Here is a 16131-nt window from a genome sequence, read left to right on the forward strand (position 1 = left end):
CCATGTTGACCCACCCCCCCCTGTCCAATTCACTGGTCGAACTGGACCGCCGGCACCTTGTCCATCCGGTGTCGTCCTTCCAGGGCCATGAAGCGCGCGGCGTGCGTGTCCTGACATCGGCCAAAGGCGCGACTGTCACGGATGCTGAGGGCCGCCAGCTGATCGACGGTTTTGCAGGCTTGTGGTGCGTGAACGCAGGCTACGGGCAGGAAAGCGTGGTGCAGGCGGCCATGCAGCAAATGCGCGAGTTGCCCTATGCCACGGGCTATTTCGACCTTGGGGCAGAAGCGCCGATCCGCCTTGCCGCCGCACTGGCCGAGCGCGCGCCGGGCGAGCTGAACCACGTTTATTTCACGCTTGGTGGGTCGGATGCGGTGGACAGCACAATCCGCTTTATCCGCTATTACTGGCATGCTTTGGGCCAGCCGGACCGTGATCAGTTTATCTCGGTCGCATCGGGCTATCACGGATCAACCAGCATGGGCGCGGGGCTAACGGCGCTGCCGCTGTTCCATGACGGATTTGGCGTGCCGCATAGCTGGCAGCACAAGATCGCCTCGCATGATCTGTACCGCAACCCGCTGGCGGCGGACCCGCAAGCGGTGATCGCGGCGTCTGTGGCAGAGTTGCGTGCAAAAATCGCTGAAATCGGTGCCGAACGGGTCGCAGCATTCTATGTTGAACCCATACAGGGGTCGGGCGGCGTGCTGGTGCCGCCGGACGGGTGGATCAAGGCCATGCACGCAGTCTGCCGCGAATTCGGCATCCTGTTCGTCGCGGATGAGGTTATCACCGGCTTTGGCCGAACCGGCCCGCTGTTTGCCTGCGAGGATGAGGGTATTGTGCCGGACCTGATGACCGTGGCGAAGGGCCTGACATCGGGGTATCTGCCCATGGGCGCCGTCCTGATATCCGACCATGTCTATAACGTCATTGCAGAAGGGGCTGGGGCAAAGGCTGTCGGGCATGGCTTCACCTACTCCGCGCACCCTGTGTCAGCCGCCGTGGCGCTGGAAGTGCTGTCGCTTTATGAGGGGGGGCTTCTGGAGAATGGCCGCGAAATGGGCGAGCGCTTGCAGGCGGGACTGCGCACCCTGGCCGATCATCCGCTGGTAGGTGATGTGCGCGGCCGGGGGATGCTGGCTGCTGTGGAACTGGTCACAGACAAGACAGCCAGAACCCCACTGCCCGCCGCACTGAACGCGGCGACCCGGCTTTTTGACCGTGCGTGGGAACAAGGGCTGGTGGTGCGGTCGTTTGCGCAAGGCGTGTTGGGCTATGCGCCGCCGCTGTGCTGCACAGCCGATGAGATTGATGCGATTGTCGCGCGCACCCGCAAAGTGCTGGATCTGACGCTGGAAGATCCCGAAATCCGCGAGGTGCTGCGCTGATGGCCATGTTGTTTCTGTCCACCCCCGCCCGCCTGCCTGTCTGGAAACCGATGTTCGACGCAGCAGGTGAAACGCTGATCGCGGGCGAGGATGCCGTGTCCGACCCTGCGCAAGTCACGGCCATTGCATGCTGGACCCCGCCGGCGGATTTATCACGCTATCCGAATTTGCGCGTTGTCCTATCGGTCGGGGCAGGGGTGGACCATCTGCCGCCCATGCCACCCGGCGTGGCGCTGGCGCGGACGCTGGCACCCGGGATCGAGGCAATGGTGCGCGATTGGGTAGTCATGGCCACGCTGATGCTGCACCGCGATATGCCGCAATACCTGGAACAGGGGCGTGCGCGGTTGTGGCAGTCGCATCCGGTTCAACTGGCATCGGCGCGGCGTGTGGGTATCATGGGGATGGGCCGGATCGGTGCGCTTGTCGCGCAAAGCCTGTCGGCGCTTGGCTTTGACGTGGCGGGCCTGTCGCGTTCCGGTCAGGGGACCGACATACAGACCTTTACTGCGGCTTCGATGGATGCGTTCCTTGAACGAAGCGACCTGTTGGTCTGCTTGTTGCCACTGACTGCGGAAACGCGCGGTATCCTGGGCGCGCGCACCTTTGCGGCGCTGCCGCGAGGCGCCCGGTTGATCCATGCAGGGCGTGGCGCGCATCTGGACCTGCAGGCGTTACGCACGGCGCTGGACAGCGGGCAGCTTGGCAGTGCAATGCTGGATGTGACGGAACCCGAACCCCTGCCGCAGGATCACTGGTTGTGGGACGATCCGCGCGTGATCCTGACGCCCCATATCGCCGCGCAGACCGACGCTACCGAAGGCGCGCGCCACGCGCTTGCTGTCATGCGTGCTTTAAACCGCGACACGCCCCTGCCCGGGCTGGTGGATCAGGCGAAAGGGTACTGAGCAGACATCCTCAGCACTGTGCCCGCGCTTAGTCCCCGTCGTCGAAAAGCCGTGACAGGGGGATGTGCTGCTTCGTAAAGGGCGATTTCAAGACCACAAAGCTGAAATACTTGTCGATGCCCAGATCACGGTCAATCAAGCCTTCCATAATCAACTGATAGCTATCGATTCCGGCGGTGACAAATTTGGCCAGATAGTCATACCCGCCTGAAACAAGGTGACATTCCACGCAGCTTTCAATCTTTTCCAACGCTTCCTGAAAACGGGCAAAATCAATCTGGCGATGGTTCTTCAGCGTGAATTCGGTGAATACCGTCAGTGTCGGACCAAGGCGGGCAAGGTCAATCTGCGCAGAATACCCGGTGATGTATCCCGCGTTTTGCAGTTTCTTGACGCGCATCAGGCAAGGCGAGGGGGAAAGATTGACCTCTTCTGCCAGTTCGACATTCGTAATGCGGCCATTGCGTTGAAGGACAGCAAGGATCTTTATGTCGATCCGGTCAAGTTTATAGGCAGCTGTCATCGTCAATCCTTGCACCGAAGCACTGCTTTTCACATTCTTGGCCCTGAGGTCCACGATCTTATAGCACTTCATTTACCAGCCTCTTTCAACAGAAAATGCTGTTTTGCCTTCGATTGCGGAACAACCCGCTGAATTGGTGCCTTTAGGATCGGCGCAACGATAAAAAGGGCCCTCCGATGACAGCACCCCGACTTTCAATATCCACGCCTGAATCCCCCCCCGTAGCGGCTGATTGTGTGGTCATCGGTGCGGGGATTGTCGGGGTGTCGGCGGCTTATTGGCTGGCGCGCGCAGGCCAAAAAGTTGTCTTGTTGGAAAAGGGCGCGGTGGGGGCGGAACAGTCCAGCCGGAACTGGGGCTGGTGCCGTCAGCAAAACCGCGACGCCCGTGAACTGCCCCTGTCGACGCACAGCCTTAAGCTGTGGGAAGAAATGGGCGCGGATATAGGCGACTCGCTGGGTTTTTCGCGCTGCGGCCTCCTGTATCTCTCGAATGACGAGGCAGAAATTGAAGGCTGGGCAAAATGGGGCCGTTTTGCACGCGGCGTTGGGGTGGATACCCGTATGCTTGGCACGACCGAGGCCGCCGCGCGCGGCGCGGCAACCGGTCAGCGCTGGAAAGGTGGTGTCTGGTCGCCCACTGACGGGATTGCCGACCCGGCCCGCGCCGCCCCCCTGATCGCCAAGGCAGTTATGAAACATGGCGGCCATGTAGTACAGAACTGTGCGGCGCGGGGGCTGGAACTGGCAGCAGGCAAAGTTGCGGGTGTCATCACCGAGAAGGGCGTGGTCCGCACGAAATCCGTAGTCATGGCAGGCGGCGCATGGGCGGCAAGCTTCCTGCATCAGGTCAATATCGCCTTTCCGCAGGCGGCAGCGCGCAGCTCCATGTTGTCTGTTGGCCCCGGTGCGGCGGGCCTGCCCGATGCCCTGCATACCGCGCCCGTTAGCGTCACTCGGCGCGCGGACGGCGGTTACGGATTGGCAGTTTCCGGCATGGCCCATGTGGACCCTACCCCAGGTGCGTTACTGGGGATGCGGCATTTCCTGCCGATGTTCGCGCGCCGCTGGCGCGTCCTGCGGCCCGGTGGGTTGCAGGCATGGTCTGCGGGATTTGAAACGCGCCGCCGCTGGGCGATGGACCAGCCTACGCCGATGGAACGGGTCCGTATTCTGGATCCGCACCCTTCTGGACGGCAGATCAACCTGACCCTGACACGCGCGCGTGCCCTGTTGCCTGCGTTGCGCGATGTGCCGGTTACTGCCATATGGGCCGGCTATATCGACAGTACACCCGACGGCGTTCCGGTGATTGACGCTGACATAGGCATTCCGGGACTTGTGCTGGCTGCTGGGCTTTCCGGTCACGGCTTCGGCATTGGTCCGGGCGTGGGCCATCTGGTGGCCGATATGGTTCTGGGCCGTGAACCCATCACAGAAACCCGGCAATACCGGCTTTCGCGCTTTTCCCGCAGCCAATGGGGCAAAGTAAGCGACTTTTAAAACAGAACGGAAACGACGATGAACAATTACAAAGTGGCGTTGATCCCCGGCGACGGAATAGGGGCAGATGTGACCGCCGCCGCGCTGGCCGTGGTGCAGGACGCCGCGCGCCGCCATGGCTTCACCATTCAGACGACACCCTTTGACTGGTCCTGCGCCCACTATCTGCAAACCGGCGCGATGATGCCCGATGATGGCATTGAGACATTGCGCAGGTTTGACGCGATTTTCCTTGGCGCGGTGGGCTGGCCCAGAACCGTGCCGGATTCGGTGTCATTGCATGGACTGCTATTGCCGATCCGCAAGGCTTTCAACCAATATGCCAATATCCGCCCGCATCGCCTGTTGCCGGGTGTCGAAGGCCCGCTGCGCTCGGACGGTTTCGACATTTTGTGCATCCGTGAAAACACCGAAGGCGAATACTCCGGCGCAGGCGGGCGCGTGCATCAGGGCATGGGGAACGAAGTGGCGGTGGAAACCGCGATCTTCACGCGCGCAGGTGTGGAGCGTATTCTGCGCTTTGCCTTTGAGCAGGCGCAGGCGCGGCGCGGCCACGTCACCTCGGTCACGAAATCGAACGCACAGAAATACTCGATGGTATTTTGGGATGAAGTCACGCGCGAAGTTGCTGCTGACTATCCGGATGTAACGGTCAGCCATATGCATATTGACGCAATGGCCGCACGGATGGTTATGGCCCCGGAAAGCCTTGATGTTGTGGTGGCATCTAACCTCTTTGGCGACATCCTGACCGATCTGGGGGCGGCGATTCAGGGCGGTCTTGGCTTTGCTGCATCGGCCAATATTTGCCCCGACGGCACCGGTCCGTCGATGTTTGAACCCGTCCACGGGTCGGCCCCAGATATCGCGGGCCAGAACATCGCCAACCCCATCGCAGCCATCTGGTCAGCGTCGATGATGCTGTCCCATCTGGGCGAAGGCCGCGCCGCCGATGCGATCATGACCGCAATAGAGGCAGCGACCGCACAGGGTATCGGCACTGCGCCGGGCAGCCATTCCACCGAAACAATCACAGCGGCTATTCTGACCGCGCTGGAGGCAAACGCATGAAACTGCAAGACCCCGACCTGTTCCGTAACGCGGCCTTGATCGACGGCCATTGGTTGACACGTCCGGAAATGGACGTCACTGACCCCGCCACTGGCAGCGTTCTGGGACAGTTGCCGGACTGCACCGCCGATGAGACCCGTGACGCCATCGCCGCCGCAGAACACGCCATGCTCGACTGGCGCGCCCGCACCCATGCCGCGCGCGCCGATCTGTTGATGCGCTGGTACGCATTGATGCTGGAACACAGCGAGGATCTGGCGCAGATCCTGACCGCCGAACAAGGCAAACCCTTGTCCGAGGCCCGGACCGAAGTGACCTATGGCGCCAGTTTTGTGCGCTGGTTCGCCGAAGAAGCGCGGCGTATCAACGGCAAGATCATCCCCTCACCCGTCGCAGGGAAGAAGATCTTTGCAATGAAAGAACCCGTCGGGGTTTGCGCGATCATCACTCCGTGGAACTTTCCCATTGCAATGATTACCCGCAAGGTCGCACCGGGGCTGGCGGCGGGGTGCACGATGGTCGTGAAGCCATCAGATTTCACGCCTTATTCGGCATTGGCGCTTGCAGTTCTGGCGGAACGTGCTGGCATTCCGGCAGGTGTTCTGAACATCCTGACCGGCAAACCCGAGGCAATCGGAAAAGCGCTGACCGAAAGCCCTGTGGTGCGCAAACTGTCCTTTACGGGATCAACCCGCGTGGGTGCAATGCTGGCGGAACAATGCGCGCCGACATTGAAACGCCTTAGCCTTGAACTGGGCGGCAATGCGCCATTTGTGGTGTTCGATGACGCCGATCTGGATGCAGCGGTCGAGGGTGCGATGCAGTCCAAATTCCGCAACGGCGGGCAAACCTGCGTCTGTGCCAACCGTATCATTGTGCAATCAGGCATCCATGATGCGTTTGTCGCAGCACTCGGCGCGCGAGTGGATGCGTTGCAGGTTGGGGCGGGCACCGGGGCGGATGTGGACATTGGCCCCATGATCAATACCGCGGCAATCGAGAAGATCACCGCCCATATCACTGACGCGCTGTCGCATGGGGCAGCCCGGGTGACCCGTGCGCGCAATCTGCCCCCGCAATATGCCGATCCCGTGGTATTGTCGGGTGCGACCACAGCAATGCGTCTGGCGTCCGAGGAGACATTCGGCCCGGTCGCGCCGGTCTTTCGGTTTGACACCGAAGCCGAGGCGCTGGCGTTGGCAAACGGCACACCGTTTGGCCTTGCGGCGTATTTCTACACGCGCGACATGGCCCGCGCCTTTCGCTTTGGCGAGGCGCTGGAATTCGGCATGGTCGGGCTGAACACCGGTACCCTTAGCAATGAGGTTGCCCCGTTTGGCGGGGTCAAAGCCTCCGGTCTAGGGCGCGAGGGCGCGCAAGAGGGGATTGAGGAGTACCTTGAAACCAAAGCATTGCATTTCGGCGGGCTGTGATTTTGATCATTCCCAACACAAGGAAACATCCTAATCTGTAGGAGTTGCTGCTTTGTAAAAGGGCGGCGCTGGCAAACCCTGGGTTTGCGAAAAAGGACTGCGGATCGTTTTTCTGCAGCCACGACGGCTCGCCTTGTTTATGTAGACCAGGATTTTCTGGCCTGAAGGCGCGCGCCGGTCAGATCGTTTGCACTGCGCCGATTTCCGTCGTTAGCCGGTCAACGAACTTGTCTATACGAAGCGAGCGTACGGCGCGTGGGTTCAGCAAAGCGAGGATGTCGGCGTCCGGAAGCGACCAGTCCGGCAGCACGCGCACCAATTTGCCGGCACTCAGATCGTCGGAAACGCTCCATTCAGAGCGTTCGACGATACCGTAGCCATCCAGAGCCCAGCCACGCAGCACCTCGCCATCGTTGCAGCCAAAGACTGGCTGCACGCGCAGGCTTGTCTCAACGCCGTCCGGACCTGTCAGTGGCCAAAGCGTGGTGTCGGCCCGGTTCTCGCGAACGACGCCGACTCTGTGGGCGGACACGTTCTCAGGGCGCTCCGGAAGGCCGAAGCGTCTGGCATACTCGGGCGACGTGACAAGGAAGCGGCGGTTCGAGGCAAGTTTGCGCTGCGTGATCCTTAGGTTTGGCAACCGCCCGACATGGATCAGGACATCCCAAAGCCCTTCACCCATTGCGCCGACAGGATCTTCGCGAAGGCTGAGCGTCGACCGCAGGTCCGGGTTTTCGTTCCCGAAGCGTGCAAGAACCGGCGCCACACGCAAACGCCCGAAACCGAAGGGCGCGATGACATGAAGCGGACCCTCGATGCGGCCCGCCCGGGCAGACATTTTCTCTGACAGTCTTTCGACATCGTCCAGAATTATCTTCGCCCGATCGACGAGATAATCTCCTTCTGCAGTCAGCCTGAGCGGCCCGCGCCCGCGTTCGATGAGCCGTAGTCGTAGCCGGTCTTCTAGCGCCGCCAATCGCTGCGAAACCGCGGGTGGGGTCACGTTCAGACTACGCGCCGCTGCCGCGAGGCTCGGTTCGGCGGAGAGTGCGGTAAGAAAACGGAGATCGGACATATCAAGCATTAAGTTACAACTTAACATAAGATTAAGTCAGGGTGAATATGACATTAATGCTTGGGATGCTAATCATCGGGAACTGATAGAGGATTTGCCGATGATGACACCGGACCTGTCCAGCCCTTTTGCTATGCCCACACCAGCGCTGCTATTGGACGAGAAGCGAATGATGCAGAATATCGCGCGGCTGGCCAGGCGCGCGGAAAGATTGGGTGTTTCGCTACGCCCTCATGTGAAAACAGCGAAATCCGTCGATGTCGCACGCCGATTGACTGGTGGTGCGTCCGGCCCGATTACGGTGTCGACCCTGGCCGAAGCAGAAGTGTTCTTCGACGCAGGGCACTATGATATTCTCTACGCAGTCGGAATCGCGCCGCAGAAGCTGGAACGCGTGCAGGCGCTGCGTGCACGTGGCTGCGATCTCGTGGTGATCCTGGACTGCGACGCGCAGGCGCAGGCCGTGGTGCAGTCGGATGTTCCCGCCCTGATAGAAATTGATAGTGACGGTCATCGCGGCGGGCTTCGACCGGATGATCCCTCGCTTGTCCGGATCGGTCGCACCCTGCACGACGCCGGCTGCCTGCGCGGTGTGATAACCCATGCGGGCGAAAGCTACACTGTTCGCGGCGTGGCTGCCCATGCCGACTTTGCAGAACTGGAACGCAAAGCCGCCGTCTCGGCCGTCGGGGCGCTGCATGACGCGGGGCTGCCGTGCCCGGTCGTAAGTGTCGGATCAACCCCGACCGCCCACGCCGCGCGCGATCTGATTGGCGTGACGGAGCTGCGGGCTGGGGTCTACATGTTCTTCGACCTCGTGATGGCGGGGATAGACGTCTGCGCCGTGGACGACATTGCAATCAGTGTGCTCACGACCGTCATCGGACATCAGCCGGCAAAGGGCTGGACGATGATTGACGCGGGCTGGATGGCCCTGTCGCGCGATCGCGGCACGGCGGCGCAGGATGTGGATCAGGGCTATGGTCTGATCTGCGATGTGAACGGCAATGTTTTGCCCGACCTTATTGTAAGTAGCGCCAATCAGGAGCACGGAATCATATCGCATCGTTCCGGTGTGGATGGTGCGATGCCATATATGCCCGTCGGTACCCGCCTGAGGATCCTGCCCAACCACGCCTGCGCGACCGCTGCGCAGCATGACCGCTACAATGTGTTGCCGCAGGACGGCGGGCCAATGCAGATATGGCCACGTTTCGGCGGCTGGTAAGGGGAAAGTAATGATCATCATAACCGAAGCGCAGTCTTCTGCCATCGTTACGCTGGAACTTGCCTTCAAGGCGGTGCGCGATGCGTTCATCGCCGCCATCGCGCCGGATGCTACAAGTTTTCCGGTGGTGATCGCTCATGCAAGCGACCCGCAGAACCGTTTCACCATCAAATCGGCGTCGGGTGCAGAACTGGCCGGACTGAAGGTCGGGGCCTATTTTCCAACAAATGATGCACATGGTCTACCGCGCCATGCCTCGACCGTTCTGCTGATCGACCAGAACACTGGACGCATCGGCGCTGTCATTGAGGGGTCTGCCGTCAATTGCTACCGCACCGCCGCAGCGGATGCGGTGGCAACCGATGCTCTGGCGCGTCCGGATGCCGAAGTTTTGACCCTGTTCGGAACCGGCCATCAGGCCGCCTACGAGGCGCGGTCTGTCGCGCGCATCCGAAAGCTGTCCCGTCTGCTGGTGGTCGGCAGAGATCCCTCTCGCACCGATGCCTTTGTCGAACGGTTGCGCAGCGCAGCCTTACCGGCCGAGGCCGCGACGGCGGAAGCGGCTGTCCGTGCCGCAGATATCATTGTCACTGTAACAACAGCCACCAAGCCGCTTTTTGAGGCCGAATGGGTCCGTCCGGGAACGCATATTTCTTCCATGGGGTCGGACTCCAAGGGTAAACAGGAACTTCCCGACGATCTTTTCCCGCGCGCCCGTCTGTTCTGTGATCTTCCGGAACAGTCACTACGCATCGGTGAATTCCAGCACGCGGACCCCAAAGCACCCCCGACTGCCATCGGAGCGGTTTTGTCTGGCAATTCGGAGGGCCGTCGCAATGAAAGGGAGGTCACGATATTCGACAGCTCGGGCATCTCACTTCAGGATCTGTATATAGCGAAGGCCATCCTTGATCGGAAAACTGCAGCCCCGCCAGCGGATAGGCGGCGTGGGGATATTGCTTAGGCCCACCGCAAACGAACAAGCGACCTTTAGCGCCTTGAACGGCAGAATCTATTGCGACGCGGACCTTCAACGTCATCTTTCGCTGCCTGCCGCGTCGAATCGGCACGCAACTCCGGTCAGACAAGGTTAGATTATTTGTGGAAAGCACCCTCACCAAGGCCATCACCACAACAGGAAGTTTCATGCCTGATTTTGTCGCCCTCGACCCTGTCCCAAATTTCGGCCGGCGATAGGAGGAAGAAATGGCAACACTCCTTCTGACCAAAGAACAGGTTCGTGGTCTGATCCGCATGCCTGACGTCATCACAGCAGTCGAGGACGCGTTTCGTGCCTTCTCCGGCGGAGAGGTCGTGCAGCCGCCCTATATGGGCCTGCACATGTCGGAACCAGGGGCCGAGATTGACTTCAAAGCCTGCTACCATGCGGAAACCGAGCGGGTTTCGCTCAAGGCATCCTCGGGCGGGTACCGCGATAATTCGGGCCGCTATGGTCTTCCCAATGGCATGGGCACGGTGCTGTTATTCGACGGCTCAAGCGGCGCGCTTCTCTGCGCGATGGATGGTAGCCTGCTGACAGGGTTTCGTACCGGCGCGGCAGGGGCGGTGTCGGTCCGGGCCATGGCGCGCGAGGATGCGCGCGTGCTGGCGATGATCGGAACGGGCAATCAGGCGCGCATGCAGGTTCGCGCCATCCGCGAGGTGATCGAAATCGACTGCATCCACGCCTGGGGCCGGTCGCCCGCAGGGCTGGCCGCGTTCAAGACAGACATCGAGGCCGAATTCGACCTGCCGGTCATTCCTGCCGCCAGCGCCCAGCAGGCCGTGGCTGTGGCCGATATCGTCGTGACCACGACCCGCGCCAGTGCTGTTGTCCTGCAGGCAGGATGGCTGCAGCCGGGCACGCATGTGGTGGCCATTGGAACAGACCAGAAAGGCAAGCAGGAGCTTGCCCCCGATATCTTACGCACCGCGCGCATCATCGCCGACAGCCGCGCTCAATGCCGTGACAAAGGCGAGGTGCAGCACGCGATCCGCGCGGGGCTGGTCGCGGATGTGCATGCCGAGATGGGCGAGGTGCTTCTGGGCCGCGAACCGGGCCGCGAAACCCGCGATCAGATCACCATCTTCGATTCCACCGGCATGGCCATTCAGGACACCACCACCGCCGCCCTGATCCTGCGCCTTGCGCAAAAGAGCGGGATTGGCACCACATTTGATTTCCTCGCATCAGAGACGTGACAGATGACACAAGCTCCGTCCCTTCAGGACATCCTTGACGCGCACGAGCGCATAAAGCAGCATATCCGCCACACCCCGCTTCTGCGCACGGAGAAGATCGACCTCGCGGCGGGCTGTCAGATATGGCTGAAGCCTGAAGTCCTGCAGGTCACCGGGGCCTTCAAGATCCGTGGTGCACTGAATGCCACGCTGCAACTGCCACCCGAGCGGGTGGCGCGCGGGTTCATCGCCTCATCCTCGGGGAACCATGCACAGGGTTTATCTTGGGCCGCACGGATGCTGGGCACCAGTGTGACGCTGGTTTTGCCAACAAATACGCCGCCACTCAAAATCGCCAACACCAAATCGCTGGGGGCCGAGGTTATCCTCTACGATGGTGACACCGCCGCGCGTTGGGAACAGGCCTATCGCATCGCTGATGAACGCGGGCTGGAAACGATCCACGGTTTTGAGGACCCGCGTGTGATGGCAGGGCAGGGCACCATAGGCTGCGAAATCCTTGCCGATCTGCCCGACGTGGACACTGTGATCGTGCCTTTGGGTGGCGGCGGGTTGATTTCCGGCGTTGCGACAGCGATCAAAGGCTTGAACCCGAATGTGCGGGTGGTGGCGGCCGAACCGGCGCTGACGCCGAAATATTATAGAAGCCGGATCGAAGGGCGGCGCGTCTCCCTGCCGTTGGGCAACACCATCGCTGACGGGTTACGCATCAGCGTTCCAGCGCAGAACCCCTGGCCGATCATCGAACGTCATGTCGATGAAATCGTGCTGGTCGAGGATGAACACATCGTAGCTGGCATGCACATCCTTGCACGCGACGCGAAGCTGATCGCGGAACCTGCGGCCAGCATCGGCATTGGTGCGCTTATCGCCAGCGCGGTCAATGTCCGGCCCGATGAAAAGGTCTGTGTGCTGCTCACCGGCGGCAACTGGGATCTGGCCGATCTGGCCGAGGTTTACGCCCGGAACCTGTCAGGCGCATTATGAATGCCGTCGCCGCGCAGCATTGGTTTCAGACGGCGGGTGTGCTCGTGTACGTCCATAAGGACACTCGATAGACAATCACAACAACAAACCGCCAGACGGCCCTCGGCGAATGCTTACGTCGGGCCACGCGAACCTTCGTTTGCTTCTCGATCAGGCAAAGCAATTGCTAAGGCGATTGCAGGACGCTATCCAGCAAGAACAGATCATGAAGCGCTGGCCGGAATTGCAACGACTGTGGTTGACGACGCGCGATCCATGATAATGGAGGGCATGGAGACAGCCGACGTGATTCGCAAGGGCCTATTTTACGCCAATGGCATGACCGCAGTGCAGCGGTTTACTTAACGCGCAGCATAGTTACGGCCAGCGCAAGGTTACACTCAACCCAGCTGAATTTGCGACAGAACTCTGCGACAGCCTATCGAACCTTCCGGTCTGTTTCACCAGTATAGAGACGGCCGCGCTCATCCGCTTCGAGCAGTTCGTTAATCACATTTCGCAGGTGGCGCGACATTGCGTTATACGCGGCCTCGCGGTTGCGCATGCGGATGGCCGCCAGGATCGCATGATGATCGCCCACCCAGAGTGGGCGGACGCTGGCGGGATAGATGTGCTCGTGAAGTTTGCGCCACATCGGTGATTGGTCGCGTTGTTGCCACAGTGCCTCGACCATCGAGACGATCACCGAATTGCCTGTCATCCGGGCGATGGTCATGTGAAAATTCCGGTCGCCCTGCTCGTGGAGCAGGAGCACGTCAGTCTCCTGCTCCATCTGGGCGATGCAGTCCTCGAGTTCTAGCTCGTCATAGCGCGTGGCCCTTTCGGCAGCCAGACCCGCCGCGCTGGACTCGATGGCCATGCGTGCTTCAAGCAGCTCGAACGGGCCGGGGCCAGCATCTATTTCGGAAAGATCCAGTGCTGTTTCAAGCGCCGAACGAATAGACTTGCGGCGCAGAATCGTAATTCCCGCGCGACCGCGCACCTCGACTATGCCCTTCATTTCCAGCGCGATGACAGCTTCACGCACGACGGGCCGGCTGACGCCGAGTTCCTCCGCCAGCTCGCGCTCGGACGGAACACGCCAATTCGGATCGGCGGCGTGTTCCTCGATTTTTGTGGCCAGTTGCCGTGCAATTGTCTGATACAGGCGAGGGTTGTCGCCTTGAGTCACCGGGTGGGACGACTTTGGCATCTGGAACCTTTCGTAGCGAGTGTTGCCGGGGCCTGCAGCCGACCACCGATTCCGAAGCCTAGGGAAGCCAGGATCTGTAGAGCGGATGTTCTTCGGAGATCGGCAACGCCACGCACCGACCCGTGCGCTGGGAATAATAGCCGGCGGTCACCAGTTCAAGAGAATTGCGCGCATCGTGCAATGTTACCGGCAACTCTTCCCCGTGTATGATTGCATCATGGAACAGGTCGAACTGGCGGGTATAGCCGTCCTCTGCCTGCGGAAGTTCGGCGAGAAAGTCGTCAATCCGCTTCTGGTGTTCGGCTGTACCTGCAGTGAAAACCCATGGATCACGCCCCATAGTGTACGGCTCCGTGATCGATTCCGCCACAAGATCATGATAGCAGAAGCGCAAGCGGGAAATTTCCTTGCGAGAGCCGAGGGTCATGGAAAGCGTTGCGAGGGAGCCGTTCTGCATCCGCACCGCCAGGGCCATGGTGTCCTCGACCTCGATTTCGTTGACCAGTGTGTCGCCAAAGGCAAAGACGTTCTGGCAATCGCCGTGGATATAATGGAGCATGTCATGCGCATGAATGGCATGTCCCAGCAGCCCGCCACCCAGTTCCGTGGCCCATTTCCCGCGCCAGGGCACGTCGTAGTAATCAGGGCCGCGCCACCAATGTGTCTCGATGGTGGTCATGAAGGGTTTGCCGGTCAGGCCCGCCTCGACCAGACGCTTGAGTTTTTGCAGGCCAGTGCCATAGCGATACTGAAAGATAGGCATCAGCTTGCAATCCGTGCGCCCCACGATGCGGATCATCTCGTCGACCTCTGCGAGGGAGCCGAAAAGCGGCTTCTCGCAGATCACATGCTTGCCTGCTTCGATGGCCTTTTTGCACATTTCGAAATGCAGGTCGGGAGGGGTGCAGATATCCACCACATCGATGTCGTCGCGCTTAATAACCGCGTCGAAGTCACGGGTGTATTCCGCAATTCCGAACCGTTCGGCCAGTGGCCGTGCTCGGTCGTCGTCCAGTGCGCATAACACCTTTACGTCGAATTTGTTCTTGTTCCACTGGTAACCGCTCAGGTGGCGCTCAGCTATGCCGGCACCGATCACCGCGACGCGTAGTCTTTCAGTCATTCTCTTCCTCCTCAATCTTTCCTGGCCAGCGTTGCAGCCTTACTCTGGGCCTCCAGCGAAAGGCGGCAAACTTCCAATACATGTCGTTGGGTCATCGCGGTTTCGGTGCGGTCGCGCACATCGTTAGCGAAATTATGGAAATAGCTTTTGGGCTCGGTCGAGCAATCAATGTACTCGACGCCCGTCTTGTTCACGAGGAACAGATGATCCTTGCCGTCACGCCCTGCGATATCGACATATTTGCGCAGCTCGATATACCCTTCTGTCCCCAAAATCAGGAGACGGCCGTCACCCCATGTCGGCAAGCCGTCGGGCGTGAACCAATCAACCCGTATATAGCCTGTGGCCTTTTCGCTGCGCAGAACCAGATCACCGAAATCCTCGAATTCGGGTGTGGCGCGGTTGGCAAAGTTGCCGACTGAACTGGTTGCAACCTCTGCGGTCTCGGATCCGGTATAGAACAGGAACTGGTCGATCTGGTGCGAGCCGATATCGACGAGGATGCCGCCGAACGCGTCATGCTTGAAAAACCAGTCGGGTCGTCCGGTTCCAAGACGATGTGGGCCGGTTCCCAGCGTCTGGATTACCTGACCGATTGCGCCTTCCGACACCAGCTTGCCCGCCTTCTCGGCTGATCTGACGGAAAAGCGTTCGGTAAAGCACACCGAGAATATCCGGCCAGTCTCGGAAATCGTTTTCTCGATCTCTGCAAGCTGCGCGAAAGTCGTGACACCAGGCTTGTCGGAAATGACATCCTTGCCGTGCCGCATGGCGGTCATGGCGATTCCCGCGCGGTCGCAAGGGATGGCGGCCGTGCAAATCACGGCAATCGACTCGTCTTCGAACAATGCGCTGCGGGCTGTGCGCGGGGAGTCGGGATAGGCATTCTCGAAGGTTTTCAGAAGCGCTGGCACAGAGGTTTCGGGGCAGTGTCCAGCCAGCTCCCACCCCTCGGCGAGCAATCCTTTTACATGATCGAAGATATGGCCGTGATCGATGCCGATGACTGCAAATTTTGGCATTTGATATGGTTCCTCCGGTGACGGTGTAAGTGATCTTGCAGGCAATGTCTGGTAAGACCAGTTACTGATAATTTAAGCCCTGTCAACGGTGGTGGACCTGCAGAGGAATAAAAATATCATCTAACATACTGCATATTAATAACTATTTTTAAGGAAGAAAATTATCGTTGACAATCTGGTAAGACCAGATGCAGTGTGTTCGCGATCGATAGCGCTATCATCAGGCTGCCATCGACGGGTGTCTAGGGGGAAGAAAAGGGAGGAAGACATGGGTATTTCGAAAATGTGGATGTCCAGTGCTGCAGGCCTGGTATTCGCTGTCACTGCGGGGACTGCCGGTGCGCAGCAAGTGGTCATCTGGTGCCTCGATAACGGTTACAGCTGCCCGACGCTGGCGCCGGTCGTCGAGCGCTACAATGCCGCGAACCCCGATACGACCGTGGTTCTGGAACAGGTTGCTTATCAGATAATGCT

General features: G+C 60.1%; 15 protein-coding genes. 10 read left to right on the top strand and 5 right to left on the bottom strand.

The features are described from left to right. Positions 1 to 2 precede the first annotated feature (2 nt). Positions 3 to 1391 (top strand): aminotransferase class III-fold pyridoxal phosphate-dependent enzyme, encoded by a 1389-nt coding sequence (locus ACTIE1_RS12930; RefSeq protein ID WP_439561917.1) that lies wholly within the window; start codon positions 3 to 5, stop codon positions 1389 to 1391. Next, positions 1391 to 2299: a 2-hydroxyacid dehydrogenase gene (locus ACTIE1_RS12935; RefSeq protein WP_439561918.1), complete on the top strand. Its 909-nt coding sequence runs from the start codon at positions 1391 to 1393 to the stop codon at positions 2297 to 2299. Before ACTIE1_RS12930 ends, ACTIE1_RS12935 begins: the two co-directional genes overlap by 1 nt. Before the next feature lie 28 nt (positions 2300 to 2327). Here ACTIE1_RS12935 and ACTIE1_RS12940 read toward each other — a convergent pair whose 3' ends face one another. After that, positions 2328 to 2822 carry an Lrp/AsnC family transcriptional regulator gene (locus ACTIE1_RS12940; RefSeq protein WP_439561919.1) on the bottom strand — a complete coding sequence of 165 codons (495 nt, stop codon included), beginning with the start codon at positions 2820 to 2822 and terminating at the stop codon, positions 2328 to 2330. A 176-nt stretch (positions 2823 to 2998) separates the two neighbouring features. Between ACTIE1_RS12940 and ACTIE1_RS12945 the strand changes: the two genes are divergently transcribed. From ACTIE1_RS12945 to ACTIE1_RS12955, 3 genes are read left to right on the top strand one after another with little or no spacing between them, the layout of a single operon-like run. Continuing rightward, complete coding sequence (locus ACTIE1_RS12945; RefSeq protein WP_439561920.1) at positions 2999 to 4324, top strand: NAD(P)/FAD-dependent oxidoreductase; 1326 nt, start codon at positions 2999 to 3001, stop codon at positions 4322 to 4324. Positions 4325 to 4342: 18 nt separating this feature from the next. Continuing rightward, a complete protein-coding gene (locus ACTIE1_RS12950; protein WP_439561921.1) occupies positions 4343 to 5395 on the top strand; it encodes a tartrate dehydrogenase in 1053 nt (350 codons plus the stop codon). Further along, positions 5392 to 6828, top strand: a complete 1437-nt coding sequence (locus ACTIE1_RS12955) for an NAD-dependent succinate-semialdehyde dehydrogenase (RefSeq protein ID WP_439561922.1) — start codon at positions 5392 to 5394, stop codon at positions 6826 to 6828. The genes ACTIE1_RS12950 and ACTIE1_RS12955 overlap by 4 nt, the downstream gene beginning before the upstream one ends. A gap of 178 nt (positions 6829 to 7006) precedes the next feature. Here ACTIE1_RS12955 and ACTIE1_RS12960 read toward each other — a convergent pair whose 3' ends face one another. Then, positions 7007 to 7912 (bottom strand): LysR family transcriptional regulator, encoded by a 906-nt coding sequence (locus tag ACTIE1_RS12960; RefSeq protein ID WP_439561923.1) that lies wholly within the window; start codon positions 7910 to 7912, stop codon positions 7007 to 7009. A 91-nt stretch (positions 7913 to 8003) separates the two neighbouring features. Between ACTIE1_RS12960 and ACTIE1_RS12965 the strand changes: the two genes are divergently transcribed. From ACTIE1_RS12965 to ACTIE1_RS12980, 4 genes are all read left to right on the top strand, one after another. Continuing rightward, positions 8004 to 9131: an alanine racemase gene (locus ACTIE1_RS12965; protein ID WP_439561924.1), complete on the top strand. Its 1128-nt coding sequence runs from the start codon at positions 8004 to 8006 to the stop codon at positions 9129 to 9131. Positions 9132 to 9141: 10 nt separating this feature from the next. Then, positions 9142 to 10095 (top strand): ornithine cyclodeaminase family protein, encoded by a 954-nt coding sequence (locus ACTIE1_RS12970; RefSeq protein WP_439561925.1) that lies wholly within the window; start codon positions 9142 to 9144, stop codon positions 10093 to 10095. 242 nt (positions 10096 to 10337) lie between these two features. Further along, positions 10338 to 11333, top strand: coding sequence for an ornithine cyclodeaminase family protein (locus ACTIE1_RS12975; protein WP_439561926.1), 996 nt, complete (start codon positions 10338 to 10340; stop codon positions 11331 to 11333). A 3-nt stretch (positions 11334 to 11336) separates the two neighbouring features. After that, the gene (locus ACTIE1_RS12980) at positions 11337 to 12320 is read left to right on the top strand and encodes a threonine ammonia-lyase (RefSeq protein WP_439561927.1); all 984 of its coding nucleotides are present in this window, start codon (positions 11337 to 11339) and stop codon (positions 12318 to 12320) included. Positions 12321 to 12738: 418 nt separating this feature from the next. On the opposite strand, the gene ACTIE1_RS12985 is transcribed toward ACTIE1_RS12980, so the two are convergent. Genes ACTIE1_RS12985 through ACTIE1_RS12995 form a run of 3 tightly spaced genes read right to left on the bottom strand, consistent with a single transcriptional unit; the run spans position 12739 to position 15657 of the window. Then, a complete protein-coding gene (locus tag ACTIE1_RS12985) occupies positions 12739 to 13512 on the bottom strand; it encodes a FadR/GntR family transcriptional regulator (RefSeq protein ID WP_439561928.1) in 774 nt (257 codons plus the stop codon). A gap of 58 nt (positions 13513 to 13570) precedes the next feature. Beyond that, a complete protein-coding gene (locus ACTIE1_RS12990; RefSeq protein WP_439561929.1) occupies positions 13571 to 14635 on the bottom strand; it encodes a Gfo/Idh/MocA family protein in 1065 nt (354 codons plus the stop codon). An 11-nt stretch (positions 14636 to 14646) separates the two neighbouring features. Beyond that, positions 14647 to 15657, bottom strand: a complete 1011-nt coding sequence (locus tag ACTIE1_RS12995; RefSeq protein ID WP_439561930.1) for a Gfo/Idh/MocA family protein — start codon at positions 15655 to 15657, stop codon at positions 14647 to 14649. 268 nt (positions 15658 to 15925) lie between these two features. Between ACTIE1_RS12995 and ACTIE1_RS13000 the strand changes: the two genes are divergently transcribed. After that, on the top strand, positions 15926 to 16131 hold a 206-nt coding region (locus tag ACTIE1_RS13000), incomplete at its 3' end, for a hypothetical protein (RefSeq protein WP_439563435.1).

Source organism: Roseinatronobacter sp. (assembly GCF_051859525.1).
In the GTDB taxonomy this organism is placed as follows: domain Bacteria; phylum Pseudomonadota; class Alphaproteobacteria; order Rhodobacterales; family Rhodobacteraceae; genus Roseinatronobacter.